This window comes from Pseudoalteromonas sp. NEC-BIFX-2020_015 (assembly GCF_012952265.1).
Classification (GTDB): domain Bacteria; phylum Pseudomonadota; class Gammaproteobacteria; order Enterobacterales; family Alteromonadaceae; genus Pseudoalteromonas; species Pseudoalteromonas neustonica.
In genome coordinates this window covers 150,208-168,145 of the sequence record NZ_JABCJL010000007.1, presented here as the reverse complement: position 1 = coordinate 168,145, position 17,938 = coordinate 150,208, and the positions used below count along the sequence as shown (strand labels likewise).

The following is a 17,938-nucleotide window of genomic DNA, read 5'->3' as shown; positions in this document are numbered from 1 at the left end:
GGCTGGTTTTATTTCATTCAAATATAAGCCGAATAGATATATCTTATAGCCAAACTTTACTTTTATTTTTTTCGTTGCACAGTAGAGTGTGGCTATTACGGTTGATTTATTAATATATCAACCCCCGATTGAACAAACAGCACCCAAGGGAATACAATGTCTACAATTTTTGAAGATAATTCACTCACTATCGGTAATACACCATTAGTAAAACTAAATCGTGTAACCACTGGTAATATTTTTGCCAAAATTGAATCACGTAACCCAAGCTTTAGTATTAAATGCCGTATAGGTGCATCAATGATTTGGGAAGCTGAAAAATCAGGTGAATTGACTAAAGATAAAGAACTTATTGAACCAACATCCGGTAATACAGGTATTGCACTTGCGTTTGTGGCAGCATCTCGTGGTTACAAGTTAACGCTGACTATGCCTAATACTATGAGCCTTGAACGCCGTAAGCTATTAAAAGCATTGGGCGCAAACCTTGTGCTAACTGATGGCGCAAAAGGGATGAATGGCGCAATTGAAAAAGCAAAAGAAATCCAAGCAAGTGATCCTACTAAGTTTATTTTGCTACAACAATTTGAAAACCCTGCAAATCCTAAAATTCACTTTGAAACGACTGGCCCTGAAATTTTTGAAGCAACAGACGGTAAAGTTGACTTTTTCGTTGCAGGTGTAGGCACTGGCGGTACAATTACGGGTGTAAGCCGTTATTTAAAACTTGAAAAAGGCCTAAATGTAAAATCAATTGCTGTAGAGCCAACTAACTCACCAGTAATTAGCCAAACCCTAGCAGGTGAAGAAATAAAGCCTGGTCCACATAAAATCCAAGGTATTGGTGCAGGTTTTATCCCTGGGAATTTAGACCTTGAAGTAATTGATGGTGCTGAACTTGTTTCTAACGAAGATGCAATTGCAATGGCCCATCAACTAATGAAAGATGAAGGTATTTTAGTGGGTATTTCATCTGGTGCAGCTGTAGTTGCAGCAAAACGTATTGCGGAATTACCTGAGAATGCTGGCAAAAATGTTGTCGTTATTTTACCAAGCGCAACAGAGCGTTACTTGTCTAGCCCATTATTTGCAGAAGAGTTTTCTGAGCAAGAACTTGTTCAGTAAACCTGTTTAATTTTAGAAAAGGTCTAGCCATTGTTAGGCCTTTTTTAATACCTACAGTAATCCTGACTGATTATTTATAAAGCAATACTTCTCTTAGTACAACGACTCTTGAGTACTGTATTTTAACGGCTGAAACGTTTTTGCTCAGCATCTAAGTTCACATTAAGCGTTAGTAACTCGTTGCGCACCCATTGAGTATCAAGATATTGCTCCAAATGCATTTGCGCAAACTGTAAGAAGCTGCGTGCAGCATATGAAATATGCCGATCTGTACGTATTACAAAATACCAATGACTCGCCAAACTGACATCTGTTACGGTTAAAACTTTGAAACCAGCCTCTTGCGCAGGTAAAACATGACGCGACAATACCCCTATTCCCATTCCCGATGATACCGCTACTCTTATTGCCTCGTTACTTGCCATCTGTACCGTGTTACTAAGTACAAGCCCACGTCTTTGCAGTTCGCTTTCAAACAACATTCGTGTGGCAGAGCCAGGCTCACGCAACAAAAACCGGTGCGATGCTAAATCAACAAGAGACAATTGCTCAGCATCCGCTAGAGGGTGATCTATTGGCGCAATAAATTCGAGTGGATTTTTTAAAAACCGAGCGGCCTGTGCATGCTCTAATGAAGGTGGGTGACTAAAAACATAAATATCATCTTCGCCGCGTTCAAAACGTGATAAAACTTCAGCTCTATTACCTATTTCCAGCGGTAATTCAACATGTGGATGTAAGTTACTGTAAGGCCCGAGTAACTTAGGTAAGATATATTGAGCTGTATTGACCATCGCAATTTTACATCGCCCACGCTCGCCGCCTTTAATTTCGGACAGTAAATCACTATAGTCGTCAAAATGACCAAACACCTGCTGACATGTTCTAAATAATGCTAAACCCGCTTCTGTAACTTGCAGTTTTTGCTGTTTCATGTAGACCAATGGCTCTCCTACAGCCTCTTGTAAACGCTTTATTTGCAATGAAACTGTCGGCTGCGTTAAGTGTAAACGTCGTGCAGTTTCACTTATTGAGCCCGTTTTTACAACGCTCATAAAAACTTCAAGTAATCGAAATGAAATATGCCTGAGATCCATTATTACGCCTTTAATAAGTAATAAATATCAACCCATAGATAATATACTATGCCTTCCTATTATTCATTTTATTATTTGCTATGCAAAGTTTTCTCTACAATAGTCCTACTTCAAACCCACAGGAGAGAGTTGTGCCAGATATTGTTGTTATGTTTTTTGTTTTAGGATTAGTCGCCGGTGTCTTACGTTCGGATCTTACTATCCCTAAAGCAACATACGAGACACTGAGTTTATTATTAATGCTTACGATTGGCTTGAAAGGTGGCATGGTACTGCATGGTAATTTAAGTTGGCAACTACTCCCCGAGATGGGCTCAGTTATGCTAATTGGCGCACTCATTCCATTAGCTCTTTACCCTATTTTAAAGTATGTAGTTAAGCTATCCGTCGCGAACAGCGCAAGTATTGCAGCCCATTACGGCTCAGTTAGCGCCGGTACTTTTGCGGTAGCCCTTGCCTACGCGGAATCTGCTCAACTCGCTGTTGGGGCAGAGGTAACTCTCTATTTAGTCATGTTAGAACTTCCTGCAATTATAGTTGGCTTGCTACTTTATAGACGCTTAGACAAACAACATAGCTCTGAAAATACATTATCACTCAAAGCTCTGTGGCATGAGACGCTAACTAATAAGAGCGTTATTCTACTGGTAGGTGGTGTGATAATCGGTATGATGTACGGTACACAGCAGGGCAGCCAAGTAACGGGGTTATTAACAAATAGCTTTAAAGTCGTACTTGCTCTATTTTTGCTAGAAATGGGTTTAACAGCGGCACAAACATTACGTCCTATTCCTTGGCACCATTGGAAGCTGGCTTTTTTTGCCATCCTTACCCCGTTAGTATTAGGTGCCGTGGGTGTGACTGTTGGCACACTTTTAGAGTTAGAGCTTGGTTCGGTGGTTATTCTTGGTAGTTTAGTGGCCAGCGCTTCATATATTGCGGCTCCTGCTGCCATTAAAGCCGCGATACCGAAAGCAGATATTGGCCTTGCTATGCTAAGTTCACTCGGTGTTACCTTCCCGTTTAATGTACTTATTGGTATAGGTTTGTATCACCAGCTTGCCGTGGCGATGCAATAACCCACGTCATTCAGTTTAAAAGAAGCACCTAAGGTGCTTCTTTTGCCTGAAAAAATAAATCTCATGCTCTAACTTACCTGGCCGATAACAAAATAACACTTGTTTATACTCACTTAAATTTAATAAATATTATGGATAATATTAATAGAACGACCATGGCACTTAACATCAACTTATACGCTAAACAACGCGTATCGCCACAAATCACAGCCCAACAACCATCAATACAAAATGTAAGTTTGCCAAATAGTCACGTCTCTATTTCTGAGCAGGGAAAAGACAAGCTCAATCAAGAAAATAAACAGATAAATAAAACCGAATTAGGAGAAAGTATAGCCAAGCAGCTATATGACAATGCGCAACATGGCGTTGATAAAAAAGAGGACGAAACGAGTCAAGATCCAACCGATAGAATGATTGCTAAATTAAAAGAGCAAATAGCTGAGACACAAAAAGAGCTACAAAAACTGAGTGACGATGAATCTGAGCAAGCAGTAGAACAAAAGAAAATACTTCAAAATAAAATCATTGATTTAAATGGGCTACTGCTAAGTCTGATGGAAAAAAAACTTAAGAAATCTAAGACAACTTAATTACTAAAACAAGGTGTTAGCTTACAGCCATCATAAAAAAATATAGCCCGCAGGTAATAGAATACCTAACCCAATCCACAGTGATTTAACCCCTAGAGGAGAATATTTACCTTTAACCATAAATAAGCCACTCAAAGCGAGAAAAATCAGTAATCCGGCAAATATGTCAGAAAATATTACCCACGATTCTTTTGTTTCATTTAGGTGTAAGCGATTAAATGCTTGAAATATATGCCTTGCTTCAATGCGTTCATAAGTAATAGAGCTTGTGGCTAAATTCACACTTAGGTTATTACCATTTTTCAAAAACACTTTAAATTCATCTTTTGCAGACCAGTATGAAGCTTTTACTTCGACATTAGCTTCAACATGAGATAGCACCTGTAAAATTAACTCACTATCGTTTTCTTCATGCCACTGTGTGCCCGCTGCATCAATGTGTGTCACATCGACTCTATAATTGGGGTTCCAATCATCTTTATGGTTTACAGCGATCCCCGATACTGAAAAAATAAGAATCAAGCCAACACAAAAATAGCCTATATCACGGTGCAGACTACGGTTTAATTTATACCAATTTGTGGTACTACTCAAGGATGTCTACCGCACTTGGATTTAATTGATAAATAGCCATTGGTTCCGTAACACTGCTTGGATCAAAGTCATCACCGGCTTTTTGAGCTCTGTGTGCCATAACAGTTTTTGTGCGCTCCAGGGTCAGTTCAATTTTTTTAAGTTCTCCCGTTGCAATTGCTTTGCGGCCTTTAGCAGTCATAGGAAACACCATGTCACCATCGTTAACTTTAATCCGTAAATTTTGAAAGCGCTGATCTGATGCCAATGACATCCAGCAACCTCTTTTTTCGCATACACCTACAATTGTTCCTTCTATAGTAACGGGCGCGGCTAAATAATCATCCGGATCATTCATTATCGTTGAAATCTTGGTAATATTGCCCGCGTTGACCTCTCCACCAAAGTGAAGCGTGCCTGCTGATACGTTAAACGCAAATCCACTGAATAAAAGCACAGCACAAAAAATCGTTTTAGCCTTTTCAATCCAAATTTTCATTTAAAATTCCTTATCGATTTAAAATTTATAAACTAGCTAAAGTAATAAACACTTTATGCGCTTTACATATGCAGAACCCACCGCACTTTAATGCAAATAAAAACCATTTTCAATAAATTAACGATAGAATAATTACTCAGGATTTTCATTTTTAAAAAGTTTACCGTTTTCTTCCCATTCAATTGCCCACTCATGAACCCTATAAAGTTTAATTTTTGCAGTTGTCATTGCAACACCAAACGCAACGGGAACTAAAAGGTAATATAAAGGGCCCAAACCGAGTAATATACATCCAATGATGTACACAAGTGCGCCAATAACACCGACTGATATACGGTGTTTAACTTTGTAAGTTCTACCCACGAAACGAGCAAAATAGCCTATAATCAAAGGGGATAAAAATAGCATAGTCAGTAACAAACCTCCCATTTCCATAAATAAAAAATAAACCGCAATAGCCGGCAATGAGCCTGATAAAGCGCCTAAAAAAGCTAATTTTGGATTTGCATGCTCGTTAATTTCTGTAAAAGCAGCCTCCATTTCTTCAATCGAAAATCTCATTATTAAAATTACCTAATCATTGTTGACGAGTAAAAACACTTATTATTTCATGAGTTATTTTTATAGACAATTTTTTATGTCCCTTTAAAAAAAAGCTTTTTTAACCACTAGACCAACTCTGGCCATTTAATTGCCATGCTGTTTTTACTATTTTTGCAGCTGAGTTCTTCATTGCCTTGATAGTTTTTGCATCCCCAAAACTGCCCTTTAGCACTGCTGCGTAGCACCATTTCAGCGTCGCATTTATCACACGTTGGCACTAAGTGATTACAGCGTGTATTTACACATAGTTTAAAACCCGTATAGCGACTTCGAGTCATGGGACTTTGACATTGTTCGCAGGGTTTTTCTGTATGTTCACAACGTGGATAGTGCGAACATGAATAAAACACACCAAACCGCCCTGTTTGTTTTTTTAATACACCGCCATTACAGCGCATACAGTTCATATCCTCGCCGTGGAGTTGATCCACCTCAGTGCTAAATTCATGCTGTTCTATGTCATGTTCAGCTATTAATTCAGTAACAAAACAGCTGGCATTGGCCATATCGGCGATAATATACGCACGATGTTTAGCTCGCGTTAGTGCTACGTAAAATAACCGCCGTTCTTCTGCATAAGTAAACGCTTCTTTCACTGGTAATAAAGCCTCTAAAATTGCAGGTGTGGCTTTTTCACTCGGAAATCCATGCTTGCCTTTTTGTAACCCGATAATGATCACGTAATCAGCTTCTTTGCCTTTTGAGGCATGAAAAGTCTGCGATTGAATCTTTAACAATGGGTATTTAGCGTACATGGTTTGAATATCTGTCTTACTTGGCAGTTGGAACCAAAATCGCGCTAAAAAATACACCGTTGTTGGTATGCATGTTTTAGTATGAATTGCATTAAGCACCTCATCAATCGCGCCATTTACAAGCTCAGGTATATCACTGTGATAATTACTTTTAAAAACAGCTGGCGCGTTACTTCCTCGCTTTAATAATGACACCGCTGACTGTGAAACGTGCGTTAAAGAAGTAATCGTTTTATTAAGCTGCGCTGGGTTTTTACTAATAAAGGCAGAGGCAACCTCGCCTATTTTATTATTAAAACGAAACGTGGTATCCAAGGTGGTTTGCGAGGTAAAACCAAAGTAGTTAGCAAACTCAGTGGTTAGCTTAATATCAGCCCCACTAAAACGATAAATTGCTTGCCAGTCATCGCCTACCGCAAATACCGAGCTACCTTTGAGGCTATCGCGCAATGCTTTAACTAATCGGGCTCTTGCCTCAGATATATCCTGAAATTCATCAACCATAATATAACGCCAAGGCGATTTAAACTTACCTGCCTCTACATACTCAATTGCTTTGATAATCATATCTTCAAAGTCTATTTCGCCGCGCTGCTGCAAGTGAGCATTGTAGTGAGTGAGAATCGGCTTTAATAACGCTAGTGCCTGCGTTGTTTGCTTGACATCAAGCGAACGTTTAAGCACTTTCACTTCATCCGTAGCACTTAAATATGCGCCTTTATATAAGCTGAGTAATTGAGCAAATAATCCCGCTAATACAGTGACTCTCCCCGTCTCTTTTAAACTTTCAAGCAGTGATTCAACTGGCAGCATCTGAGTGTGCACGTTAACACTTTTTAGTGCCTGCTCAAGTTCACTTAACAACGCACCTTGTTTATGTTGCCCATAGGTCAGCGCTATACAGTGAGTGTTATTACTGGTATGGGTGGTGTTTTTCCAGTCCATTGCGTTGTGATATTGGGCTTTATCAATATACGAGGCGGTATTACCGGCCTCATCAATGCCATAATACTCAATGTATATATCGTACTCAGGTAAATAAAAGTCCGGCTTATATTGTCTACGATCAATAGTTTTAACCGCCACTTTGTAAGGCGCTTCGTATTGATAATCTATACCGTGATAAAAAAGCCAATTAGCAATGTAAAGCTCACCAAAGCTTTTTACTTTGTCACCTTTGAGGCTGCGGATATCATTATCATTTAAGTAGCTGTAATAATCACCTAAGGTTTTGAAATCAAATTCATTCTTTTCAACGTAATAATATTTACTAAAATAATCTAACACCAACTTATGGTACGTTGCACTCTTTTCAATCAGTGATTCAAAACATTGTTGCACCCATTTAGCTTTGGCTTTTTCGTCTTCAGCAAATACACTCATGCTAGGTTTAGCCTGTTCAACCTGTGAGATAATCATTAGGCCAACACTATGAAACGTCGCCGCTTTTATTTTATCCGTAGCAAGTTTTTGTTGAATACGTTCATCCATTTCATCTGCGGCTTTTCGGCCATACGCCAAAAGTAAAATATCACTGTAACGCGCCTGCTGGCTTTGCACTAAAAAACCAGCGCGCCCTATCATCACGCTGGTTTTACCTGTGCCAGCACCAGCCAATAACAAATTGTTATCGTCATCAATCACACAAGCATGTCTTTGTCTTAGCGTTAACGGGTTTGCTTCAATACAGTCAAAAAACTCGTGGTGTAATTTAAGTTGTTTGGTCACGTATTTTTGTTGCAAATAGTATGTAAGGGCATCATTCCAATGAGCATATTGCTCTAATACCTTTATTTTTTTATTGACTAATTCAAGGGCTGGACTGTTTTTAACCCACGGTAGCCATCGGCTGTGTTCTTGCAGCGCAAGCTGCTTAATGCGACTCACATGAGACTGGCGCAAATATCGCTGATTAACCAGTTTGGTTACTTTATTTAAAAAGGCATCAAGCTTTACTGTATTCGCATTAACCCAATATTGTTCACACTGTGCACGTATTGCCCTATGAGTGCCATACGCACACATTGAAAAAGTGTAGCTGTGTTGCACTGTAGCAAAGCGAACGGTTTGGCCCAAAATGCCATACGCAAACGACAGCGGTGCAACCAGCTCATTCCAACTAATATGGATGATTGAGTTACCTTGACGAATAACGAGTGTATGTTGATCAAAGGCTAAGGAAGCTTGTTTCGAAAATAAACGCCCAAGCAAGCTAAATGCAATAGAATCCATTACTGCTGAATTCCTAATTTAAAAAAGTCAATTGCTGGTATTTTAAGTTAATCAGCAAAGTAAGTGTAAAAATAACGGCATTTATTTTGTCTGCTTTAGCGTGGATTCACCGATACAGTTTTTTATGAGGGTTTAAAAAGAACATTTTCTTCCAACCTTGGTTTTGAGTGGTCATCAACCAAGGATATGGTAATAAAGATAAAATAGAGTAATGCACATGAGGTTGCTTACCTGCGGCATTGCCTGTATCTCCCAAACTGCCAATGACTTCGTTGACCGAAACATAATCACCAGCACTGACCGAGTAATCCTCTAAATGGGCAAAGTAATGAATTCTCCATTTAGGCCCAAGTAATGCCACCACTTTTCCACCACGTTTTAATTCACCAGAGTACACCACGACTCCGCTCACGGCTGCAACCACTGGCGTGTGTTTTTTACCAAAAATATCTATCCCTTTGTGTACGCCAGATCTCCCCCATGGTTCATACCAAAAGGTAGTGTGATTCCAGTCATTCGCCGTAGCACCTTGCACTGGAATAACTATTTTTTCAGGTATTAATAAACCTATGGTTAATAAAATAATTAAAACAACTATAAAAATTTTTATTCCTTTCAAACTTCACTCCAGACGGCTTCTGTCAGTAACTTCATCATATGAACCTATACTAACGTAAAACACAAACTATTCAGCTTTTATATAAAATTTTAACCCCCTGTTTCTATTAGCTTATAAATACAAGTAAATTATATATTTGCACTTCAAACAGATTTAGCTACCTTTAATGTAACTGTATAAAAAAGAGTATGTTATGGACGTACGTTCAATAAAGTTCTTAATGACCTCTATTTTTGGAGGGCTGATTGTATTACTTTCGGCACTTACATTTTTAATTTTTTACTTAAACGCGGAGTTAAAAGAAATTGAAAGTGCCACTGAGAACCGCTATTTAGCTTATCAAGCTGCAGATGAGCTCCGCCAAAGCTCAGATGAACTAACTCGTTTAGGCCGAACATACACAATCACGGGGGATGAAAAATACGAAAAAATGTATTTTGATGTACTTGCTATTCGTAACGGGGATAAACCTCGACCGGTCAATTATCATACAATTTATTGGGATCTCGTTCTTGACTATGGTAATAAACCCAAGCCCGATGGCTCAAGGGATAACCTTATTAACCGAATGAAAGAGCTTGGATTTTCTAAAGTCGAGTTGTCTTTATTAGAAGAAGCTAAAAAAAATTCAGATGGTTTAGTTCAGTTAGAAGTTGAGGCAATGAATGCGGTTAAAGGAAAATTCAAAGACTCAAACGGTCAGTTTACTCAGTTAAGGGAACCTGATCTAAACTTTGCCTCACAACTTGTCCACTCAGACGAATATCATGAATTCAAAGCAAACATAATGAAACCAGTTGATAAATTCTTTACTCAACTTGAAAGCAGAACCAGTCAGCGATTAAAGAAAATTGAAGATGAAGTCCGCTCTTTACTTATTGTTGCGGTTTGTGTGGTGATTTTCTCTTTATCATTTTGTATGGGAGGGCTCTACATTGCGCGTCGTCGCGTGACAAAACCAATCATAGAACTAGGTATTGCGTTTAATGCAATTGGTGAGAGTAATAATTTAACAACCACAGTCCAAGAGCAAGGTGTGTCTGAAGTAAAAGAAGTTGCATCTATAGTAAACAGAATGCTTAGCAGTTTTAGATCAACCATACAAGCTATAGCTGTAGCAAGCACTCAAATGACCTCGGTAGCTAAGGAAGTATCGCAGTTTGTAAAAGATAACCGCAACATAGCACACGAACAAAGCGCTAAATTGGAAAGTATTGCCACCGCAGCGGAACAAATGACAGCCACTTTAAATGATGTAACCCAAAACACAGTAAGCACTGCAGATTATACTAATACAGCTGAAGACGAGGCACGTAAAGGCCTTGAAGTCATGACCCAAACAAATAAAAGTTTCGCTGAACTCTCTGAACGCTTTGAGTCAACGGCACAGATTATCGCTGATTTAACCGAGCAAAGCGGACAAGTTTCTAGCGTAGTTGAAGTTATCAAGGCAATAGCCGAACAAACTAATTTACTTGCTTTAAATGCAGCTATTGAAGCAGCCCGCGCAGGCGAACAAGGGCGAGGATTTGCAGTTGTTGCTGACGAAGTGCGATCTCTTGCTCAAAGAACACAAGAATCCACCGCAGAAATAGCCAACATCATCGAACAGCTTCAAACAAAGGCTAATACTGCAAATAGTGCTATTGATATAAGTAAAAACCAAGTTAAAGCCACTGAGTCTCAAGTATCAGATTCACAAGATGTTTTACAGGTTATTTTTAATACTGTGTCAAAAATTAGGGATCTTAGCAATGGGGTAGCAAGTGCATCTCAAGAGCAGCTCTCAGTAACTGAGAATATAAATGCAAATATAAACGAAATGAGTCAACTATCACAAGATTCTGCTCATAAACTCGATAACTTTATGACCATTGTACAACAAATGGAAAAAACAGGAAAAGAACTACACGCAAGTGCCTCACAATTTAAAGCTTAAATGATTTATACGCCCTGAGTTTATCGGCTCAATGCAGCAAGTAAATTTTGCTTCCTAAAAGTTATAAAAAACGCCGGCAAGTAAACTTGCCGGCCTTGAAAATATAAAATAGAAATACCTAAATTATTTTTTCTCTAATCGTTTTTGCAGATTTAACGCTGCATCAGCTGCTAGTAAGCGCATAAACTCTGAGCCATTAGCCTGTTCTCCTTGCCCACCACCAATCATAATTTCAGGCACTAAACGGCTATTACCTAAACTTTTAAATAATGCTGTTTGAATTTTAACTTCTGCTTTTAATGTTTCATCAAATACATATTTAGGATCAAGTGCCGCAGACTTCGCTCTTTGACGCGCTTCAGCAAGTACATCCATACCTAATGCTTCTAAACGTTGTTGTTTTAAAATCTCAGCCTGCTCTTTAGCAAGTTCGGCCTTAACCGCTACACGTTGCTGCGCTGAAATAATTGCATTTGCTTTTACACGCTCAGCATCAATTTGCTCTTTGATCTTTAGCTTCTCTGATTCTGCGCGCTGCTTAGCAATTGCTTGCTCACCTAAAGCCACTTCAGTTCGTGCTTGCTGCTCTGCTTTTTTAAGGTTTTGTCGCGCAAGTGCTTCATCTGCCGCCGCTTGCTTTTGTGCCTCAAGACGTGCGTTTACTTTACTTTCGTAATCAATATCGATGATACTCGCATCTACAACCGTAATCCCATACGCACCTAAAATAGGTGCATTACGCAATGCGTTACCTTCAGCATCTTTACGAATATTAATAGTTACTCGTTGTTGTTTGCTTAGGTTATTAAGATCATCTGTTTTATCACGCTCGCCTGTACTTATTATTTGCTCAGTCACAAAAATACCATTTGTAAGCTGATCAGAAAAATCTTGGCTTAATTGACCATTACCGCCAGAGTAATGCTGCTCTACTGACATCATGCGCGCCGACGCTTTTACATTTTCAGTGGTTGCACGCATTAATAGATTTGAGATGAGCGTTTCTTGCGAACCAAATTCTTCATGTATTTTAAGTAGTCCGCGAAGAGTACCTGACTCACCCGCAGGTACATTACCAGGCAGTCTAAAACGTGAGACTCCTCTTGCGCCACCAGTTGTAGTATCCAAAAAGCGAATAGGAATTAACGGCACAATAGCACTGGCAGTTGCGGTGCTGTCGCCTGTAAAGTTAATTGAAATAACTTTTTTATACGCCGAAGTAGTACCAAACGCTTTTAAATAAGGGCCAGCTTGATCAATCACTGTTAAATTACCGGTAAAGGCTGATTGATGAACCAACCGTTCATCTGCTTCATTCCACGAAATAACTTGTGAGGTCAATGTTGCAATCACTACGAGTACGATGACAATGGCACTAATTAAAATTACGCTACGACGACCAAAGCGCCCCATAAAAGATCCTTTATTTGCTTGTGTAGCGGGTTGTTGCTGGCTATCCATTTTTATTACTCTCCATATTTAATTTCTTTTTAACAAAATAAATGATTTCTTGCTCGCTTAATTGCGCACAAAAACTTCCTGAACGGTGTAACTCAATAAATGTGGTCAGGATATCTTCTTTGCTCTTGCGTGCTTTATCTTCGTTTTCTTGCGTTTGATTTTTTTCGGTAAGTTGAGTTATCAAGTCATCTACTATCGTATCTTTATCAAATAACACATTGTATTCTTTAGATTTACTGACTCGCGTTCTATGTATGTTACTGTAAATAACATAAAGCGACGAGCACAATATAACAATAAGTATACTTATCCCAATGATATACAGAATCATAAAATCTACTTATATAATTTGAATTGTTGATTTTTATAACAACTATAAAACGCTGTTTACAGATGTTAAGTTAATAATTTTACAGGATAACGCAGAAAAAAACAGAATAAAAAATATTGCATCAGCTGTAGCTATACGTAACTTACCCCACAATGTAGAATTCAGCATTGGTTTAACAGCTATTTGTACGAGTTATTGCGCAAACTCGAAACAATACTCGGCGGCTTCTATTTGTTGAGTATTATAAAAATCATTGGGGAGTTGAAAATGCCTTTGGGTGTGTTCTAAATTGAGTGCCTTAATATTTGCCATAAGTGCTTGGCGTTTTTCAATCCACTGACTTGAAAATCTTGGGTTATTAATAAAATGAGATACAGCTCTAAATTCAAAGTAAATGGTTCTACGTATTGCTGAACTCTCCTGCCTTCCCGAACAGTGGGCGGTATTTACATGATGAATAACCACATCCCCTGCTTTGGCAGTCACATTCACGCTTTGTAGTCTAGAATCTGATAGCTGGCGTTTTATATCGCAAACACACAATTGGCTACAATGAGAACCAGGAACTACTTTTAACGCTCCTTGCTCTGCTATCGCATCGTCTAAATATATTCCAAGTGTGATAATAGGTTCTTGCGTTTTTACGGCCATATCACGGTGCCAGTCAAAGCCAAGTGAGTCTAATGAATTTTTAATAACGATAGACTCATAGCTAGGTAAAACCGGTTCGCCAACAATAGCCTCAACATAACTCATTAGTTTGGTGTGTGCTAATAAACAAGCAAACCGAGGCTGAAACTGAAAAAGTGAATTAATACGGTAAACAAAAGGCTCGCCTGCTTGTTGCATAATGGCAACATTATTAAGCGACCTCCCAGCTAAATATTGTGACTTTACATCGTCAGTCAAGTGTTGGCAAAAATGCCCAAGCGCAACAACTTCACTCGGTTCTATCACTTGTTTTATTAGCACAAACCCCTGCTGTTTTAACTGTTCTGATACTAATTTAGTTTCCATCTTTAAAACCTCCTTATTCGTTATATTGTTGTGGTCAACTAATACAGCACAGTAGCTTATCTAAATTCAGGCCTAATTAAGGACTGTGTAGTATTTTTTAACAACACAAGACTCCCAACAATATATTTAGCAGGCAGTTTGGTGGACTCAGATCGCACAAAAAAGTAGATAATGAGTAGAAAAAATCACCGACTGCACAGTTAATCCATAATTTTGTTTAAATAATTTAAAAATACCAGTTAGCGTAGACTAACTGGTATTTTTTTGTGGCTAAATGATCACTGTTAACGTTATTTTATAGTTTCAGCTTTTTTCTTCGTAAAACAAATAACCCTAACAAAGTTAAAGTAAGAAAATTAAGTAAACCACCTGAATTTTTAGCTTCGGGTTCTGTTACATCAGGTTGTGGCGCAACAACTACAGGTGGAGTCGTATTTGCTGTAAATACAACTTCGCTTTGTTTGGTGGCAGTCTGGCCGTGTTCATCAGTGACTTTTAGTTCAACAGCATAAGTGCCATCTTGTATGAAGTCATGTTCAAATTTGCCAAGCTCACTCACGACATCGGCATCTATCGTCCATTCGTATGTCAACTGAGATCCATCTAAATCACTACTCAGCCCAGCATCAAAGTTACATACATATATTTCGCACGCCTCGCTAAAATTAGCTTCTGGTTTAATGAGTTCTTGCACTTGAGCATTTATTTCAATGCTTTGTGTAGTACCAAACTTATTAGTGAGTTGATAGGTGACTTTGTTCTCGCCCAGTTGAGGCATTACAGCCGTAAATTGCTCTTCATTGTAGCTATTATCAGCAAATTGCCATAAATATGAGTAACCACCAAATTTGTTGCCTGCTTTAAACTCACATTTTGCGCCTTCACATGTTGCTGTCGCTCGGAGTGTTGGTAAGCTCGCATCTAAATTAAATGCTGATACAGGCCCTACTTGCCCTGTTATATCTTTCCCTTGAAAATACAGTGTGATTTTTCCATCAATTAAGTCTGATTGATTAAATGTAGCAATAACATTTTCTGTTTTAGCGTCGGCATTGCCATCTAAAAATGTCGCTAAACGGGTATTTCCTGCACTTGGGTATTCGTTAAGACTGTATTTTACTGTTGCAATGTTATCTGCGACTAAATCACCATTGAGCTTACTAAAGCGCTCTTCTGTTGCGCTAACTTTAACTTCAATGTTACCACCAACACTGCCAACGACCTCAATAGATTCAATATCAGGCCCTTGGGCTAATAAGTATGGGGCTTCCACTACTTTTGCCGCATATAAAAGCGCTTTTAGATTATCGGGTTTTAGTGTTTCTTGGTAATAATCACATGACTGAAAAAAGTCAGTACCTAACTCAAATGTAATATGCGCAATACCCAGCTCTCCGTACGCCAAGCTATCCGACGTACCATCTGTAGCATATAAGCCTATCGATTGTTGTGGTAAGTAATTATTGAAATATGCAAGCTTTTTACCAAGCGATTCAAGCCCAGCTTGGTTTGGAGCTGGTTTATCAATATTTCCCCAAGGCCAAAGTATGAGGCGGCTGTAGCTGTGAATATCAAGGTATAGGCCTTGTGTATCACTTGGCGCAGCATCATCGTCATTTGGGCCTCTCACATCAGGATATAACTTGCGTATATAATCTTCTATCGCAGCAACTTCAGGTTCAGACGCGCCGCTTTTACCGCGATATGTTGCTTGGCAAGCTTGCCCGCTAGATCCCCCTTCAACCGTATTCCAACCAAATGAATAATTACGATTGAGATCAACACCCACATTCCCCGATGGGCAATGGTTTTCATTGTGATTTTTGCGTTGTAAGTAGCCTGCCTCAGCAATTTTTCGACCATCAGGGTTACTTTGAAATAATATATGAATTTGATGACGCTCTAAAACCCATGCGATATCCGGATTTGTTTTCGCATCATTAAGTAGCATTTTAGCAAAGTCGAGAGTGAGGCCTGCTGTCGCATATTCTCTGGCATGTAATGCGCTTTGAATAAATAACACGGGTGGATTATCAAGGTTTTTATTACCTATTTTTAATACTTTTAGATCGTAACCTGAGCCACCATTTATTTTTTGCCAACTATCACCAATGTCTACCCATTGCGTTATATCTGGATATTGCTGCGTTAACTGCTCGACGCTGGCAAGTGTTTCTTCAACTGTTGCATAACATGCAAATCCTGGGATCCCCGATGTTTGTACACTTTGAGATACATGCTGTTCCTGCATTTTTTTTACTTTACTGTGCCATAAAGCATCTGCTGGTGTCAGTTTAATACCCTTGCTTTGTAAGCGTAAAACATCCTGATTTGATAACTGTAATAAAATGCCATTTCGTTCATCAGATAAAAGTGCATGATGAAAGCTTATGCGCGTTTTTATTTCTTGTTGTTCATTATCAAACGTCGCTAAATAAACTGGATCTTGTACTCCAGCCAGCGATAAAGTACTTGCTAATAAAAGAGGGGCTACAAATAGCATTCTGAATAACCAATGTTGTTAGTATTATTTTAACTAAAATATAACATTTAAGTTAGAACTTAAATGTTTTGTTCCCAAATAAATGTTAAATGAGCTTTTTTAAGCTTTAACTTCCTCTATGTATTCTAACCATTCTATCTATACTTTAATTAAACATCATATTTGCAGCCATCACTAACAATAATACTGCAAAGACTTTTTTGATCATTGGTACAGGTAGATGATGTGTTGCTTTGGCACCTAGAGGCGCCGTAAACCAAGACGTGCAAATAATACCGAATAAAGCAGGTAAATATACAAACCCAGCAAACCCATCTTCTAAAGCAAAATGACTACTGCCTGAGCTGATATAACCTATCGATCCAAATAATGCGATGACAATACCGCAGGCAGAAGCACATCCTATCGCTTTTTTCATATCGAGTGAGAAAAACGTCAATAGTGGCACTAGAAGTGCGCCACCGCCAATCCCAATCATGGCTGACAAGCCGCCTGTAATCGTTGTAAAAAAGGTTAACAGGCCTTTGTTAGGCATTTTACGCTCAACAGGGGAATCACTTTTACTGCTTAAAAACATCTTCAACGCAATCAGTGTCACGCTCACTGCAAACACAATACGCACGGTTGCCTCTGGTAATAATGCGGCTAAAAAACCACTGATAAGCGCGCCAAAAGCAACCCCTGTCATTATCCAAGGAGCTAGCTCCCAAGGTACATTGCCATTTTTATGATGTGCTATTGCTGACGACGTTGAAGTGAATAATATTGACGCTAATGATGTTGCAATTGCAACGATAACCACCTGTTCAGCAGGTAAAACAGCTAAATAAAGTAAAATACTGCTTAATATTGGGACAATGACAAGCCCTCCACCAATACCTAACAGACCAGCTAAAAAACCAACACCACTGCCTAATATCGCGCAGTATATAATTAACAATATCAATTCACTCATTCCGTTCTTCTCTTTCTAATTCTAATTCTAGGGCAATCATGTTCAATGAATGCAATTATGTTAGCGGCGAGCTAATTGTTAATTTACTACTGAAGATTACGCGTTACATCAACTCAATACTAAATCGATGATAACTAATAGTATTACTCTTTCAGGTTCATTTTTAAGCTCGCTACATCCGGCGCGAGTATATCAATATAACCCAGCCCCGCTCACTATTTTGGCTAAGATGAGCCCTGAATATTCTTCATGTTTTATATGAAATAAATACACGTCGCACATCTAGCAGTCTAGAAGTTCAGAAATCCAAGTGAGTTTTATATATTTTCCTTCAATACAGCGAACATTTTTAAGATAACAACACTTAGTAATAATAAGTAATGAATCTAGTTCATGTTTTATGTGAAATAAAACCGTTTTTCTTCATGTACCGATCCACGTATAAATTACTCAACGCTTAGCGCTAGACAACATACAGCCACCCCTTCATTGGGCGTAAACAAAAAGGCTGTGACGGTTACTAACTAATTAAATCATAAAAATTGATTGGAAAGTCC

At 38.7% G+C, this 17,938-nt stretch carries 15 protein-coding genes; 4 read left to right on the top strand and 11 right to left on the bottom strand.

Annotation, left to right across the window (positions count from 1 at the left end; all coding sequences use genetic code 11):
• Window positions 1–156 precede the first annotated feature (156 nt).
• Window positions 157–1,125, top strand: coding sequence for a cysteine synthase A (gene cysK, locus HH219_RS07515; protein ID WP_054205693.1), 969 nt, complete (start codon window positions 157–159; stop codon window positions 1,123–1,125).
• A gap of 122 nt (window positions 1,126–1,247) precedes the next feature.
• On the opposite strand, the gene HH219_RS07510 is transcribed toward cysK, so the two are convergent.
• Window positions 1,248–2,222, bottom strand: a complete 975-nt coding sequence (locus HH219_RS07510; protein WP_169327076.1) for a LysR family transcriptional regulator — start codon at window positions 2,220–2,222, stop codon at window positions 1,248–1,250.
• Between the two features lie 131 nt (window positions 2,223–2,353).
• Here HH219_RS07510 and HH219_RS07505 point away from each other — a divergent pair, with 131 nt between their 5' ends.
• Both HH219_RS07505 and HH219_RS07500 read left to right on the top strand, forming a co-directional pair.
• Window positions 2,354–3,301 carry a sodium-dependent bicarbonate transport family permease gene (locus HH219_RS07505; RefSeq protein ID WP_169327075.1) on the top strand — a complete coding sequence of 316 codons (948 nt, stop codon included), beginning with the start codon at window positions 2,354–2,356 and terminating at the stop codon, window positions 3,299–3,301.
• 155 nt (window positions 3,302–3,456) lie between these two features.
• Window positions 3,457–3,894, top strand: a complete 438-nt coding sequence (locus tag HH219_RS07500; RefSeq protein WP_064436089.1) for a hypothetical protein — start codon at window positions 3,457–3,459, stop codon at window positions 3,892–3,894.
• Between the two features lie 30 nt (window positions 3,895–3,924).
• On the opposite strand, the gene HH219_RS07495 is transcribed toward HH219_RS07500, so the two are convergent.
• The 5 genes from HH219_RS07495 to HH219_RS07475 all read right to left on the bottom strand — a co-directional run bounded on the left by HH219_RS07495 (window position 3,925) and on the right by HH219_RS07475 (window position 9,175).
• Window positions 3,925–4,488 (bottom strand): PepSY-associated TM helix domain-containing protein, encoded by a 564-nt coding sequence (locus HH219_RS07495; RefSeq protein ID WP_169327074.1) that lies wholly within the window; start codon window positions 4,486–4,488, stop codon window positions 3,925–3,927.
• The gene (locus tag HH219_RS07490; RefSeq protein ID WP_169327073.1) at window positions 4,481–4,966 is read right to left on the bottom strand and encodes a DUF4920 domain-containing protein; all 486 of its coding nucleotides are present in this window, start codon (window positions 4,964–4,966) and stop codon (window positions 4,481–4,483) included. The genes HH219_RS07495 and HH219_RS07490 overlap by 8 nt, the downstream gene beginning before the upstream one ends.
• Window positions 4,967–5,098: 132 nt before the next feature.
• Window positions 5,099–5,527 (bottom strand): hypothetical protein, encoded by a 429-nt coding sequence (locus HH219_RS07485; RefSeq protein WP_169327072.1) that lies wholly within the window; start codon window positions 5,525–5,527, stop codon window positions 5,099–5,101.
• Between the two features lie 107 nt (window positions 5,528–5,634).
• Window positions 5,635–8,556: a UvrD-helicase domain-containing protein gene (locus HH219_RS07480; protein ID WP_169327071.1), complete on the bottom strand. Its 2,922-nt coding sequence runs from the start codon at window positions 8,554–8,556 to the stop codon at window positions 5,635–5,637.
• A 106-nt stretch (window positions 8,557–8,662) separates the two neighbouring features.
• Window positions 8,663–9,175: a M23 family metallopeptidase gene (locus HH219_RS07475; protein ID WP_082916358.1), complete on the bottom strand. Its 513-nt coding sequence runs from the start codon at window positions 9,173–9,175 to the stop codon at window positions 8,663–8,665.
• A gap of 193 nt (window positions 9,176–9,368) precedes the next feature.
• Here HH219_RS07475 and HH219_RS07470 point away from each other — a divergent pair, with 193 nt between their 5' ends.
• Window positions 9,369–11,114, top strand: a complete 1,746-nt coding sequence (locus tag HH219_RS07470; RefSeq protein WP_169327070.1) for a methyl-accepting chemotaxis protein — start codon at window positions 9,369–9,371, stop codon at window positions 11,112–11,114.
• A gap of 123 nt (window positions 11,115–11,237) precedes the next feature.
• On the opposite strand, the gene HH219_RS07465 is transcribed toward HH219_RS07470, so the two are convergent.
• The 5 genes from HH219_RS07465 to HH219_RS07445 all read right to left on the bottom strand — a co-directional run bounded on the left by HH219_RS07465 (window position 11,238) and on the right by HH219_RS07445 (window position 17,381).
• The gene (locus HH219_RS07465; protein WP_054205684.1) at window positions 11,238–12,575 is read right to left on the bottom strand and encodes an SPFH domain-containing protein; all 1,338 of its coding nucleotides are present in this window, start codon (window positions 12,573–12,575) and stop codon (window positions 11,238–11,240) included.
• Window positions 12,568–12,906 (bottom strand): hypothetical protein, encoded by a 339-nt coding sequence (locus HH219_RS07460; RefSeq protein ID WP_054205683.1) that lies wholly within the window; start codon window positions 12,904–12,906, stop codon window positions 12,568–12,570. Before HH219_RS07460 ends, HH219_RS07465 begins: the two co-directional genes overlap by 8 nt.
• 192 nt (window positions 12,907–13,098) lie before the next feature.
• Window positions 13,099–13,923 carry a phytanoyl-CoA dioxygenase family protein gene (locus HH219_RS07455; RefSeq protein ID WP_169327069.1) on the bottom strand — a complete coding sequence of 275 codons (825 nt, stop codon included), beginning with the start codon at window positions 13,921–13,923 and terminating at the stop codon, window positions 13,099–13,101.
• 295 nt (window positions 13,924–14,218) lie between these two features.
• Window positions 14,219–16,426: a M14 family zinc carboxypeptidase gene (locus HH219_RS07450; protein WP_169327068.1), complete on the bottom strand. Its 2,208-nt coding sequence runs from the start codon at window positions 16,424–16,426 to the stop codon at window positions 14,219–14,221.
• Window positions 16,427–16,571: 145 nt separating this feature from the next.
• Entirely contained in the window at window positions 16,572–17,381 is an 810-nt protein-coding gene (locus HH219_RS07445) for a sulfite exporter TauE/SafE family protein (RefSeq protein WP_169327067.1), read from the bottom strand.
• Between the last annotated feature and the right edge of the window lie 557 nt (window positions 17,382–17,938).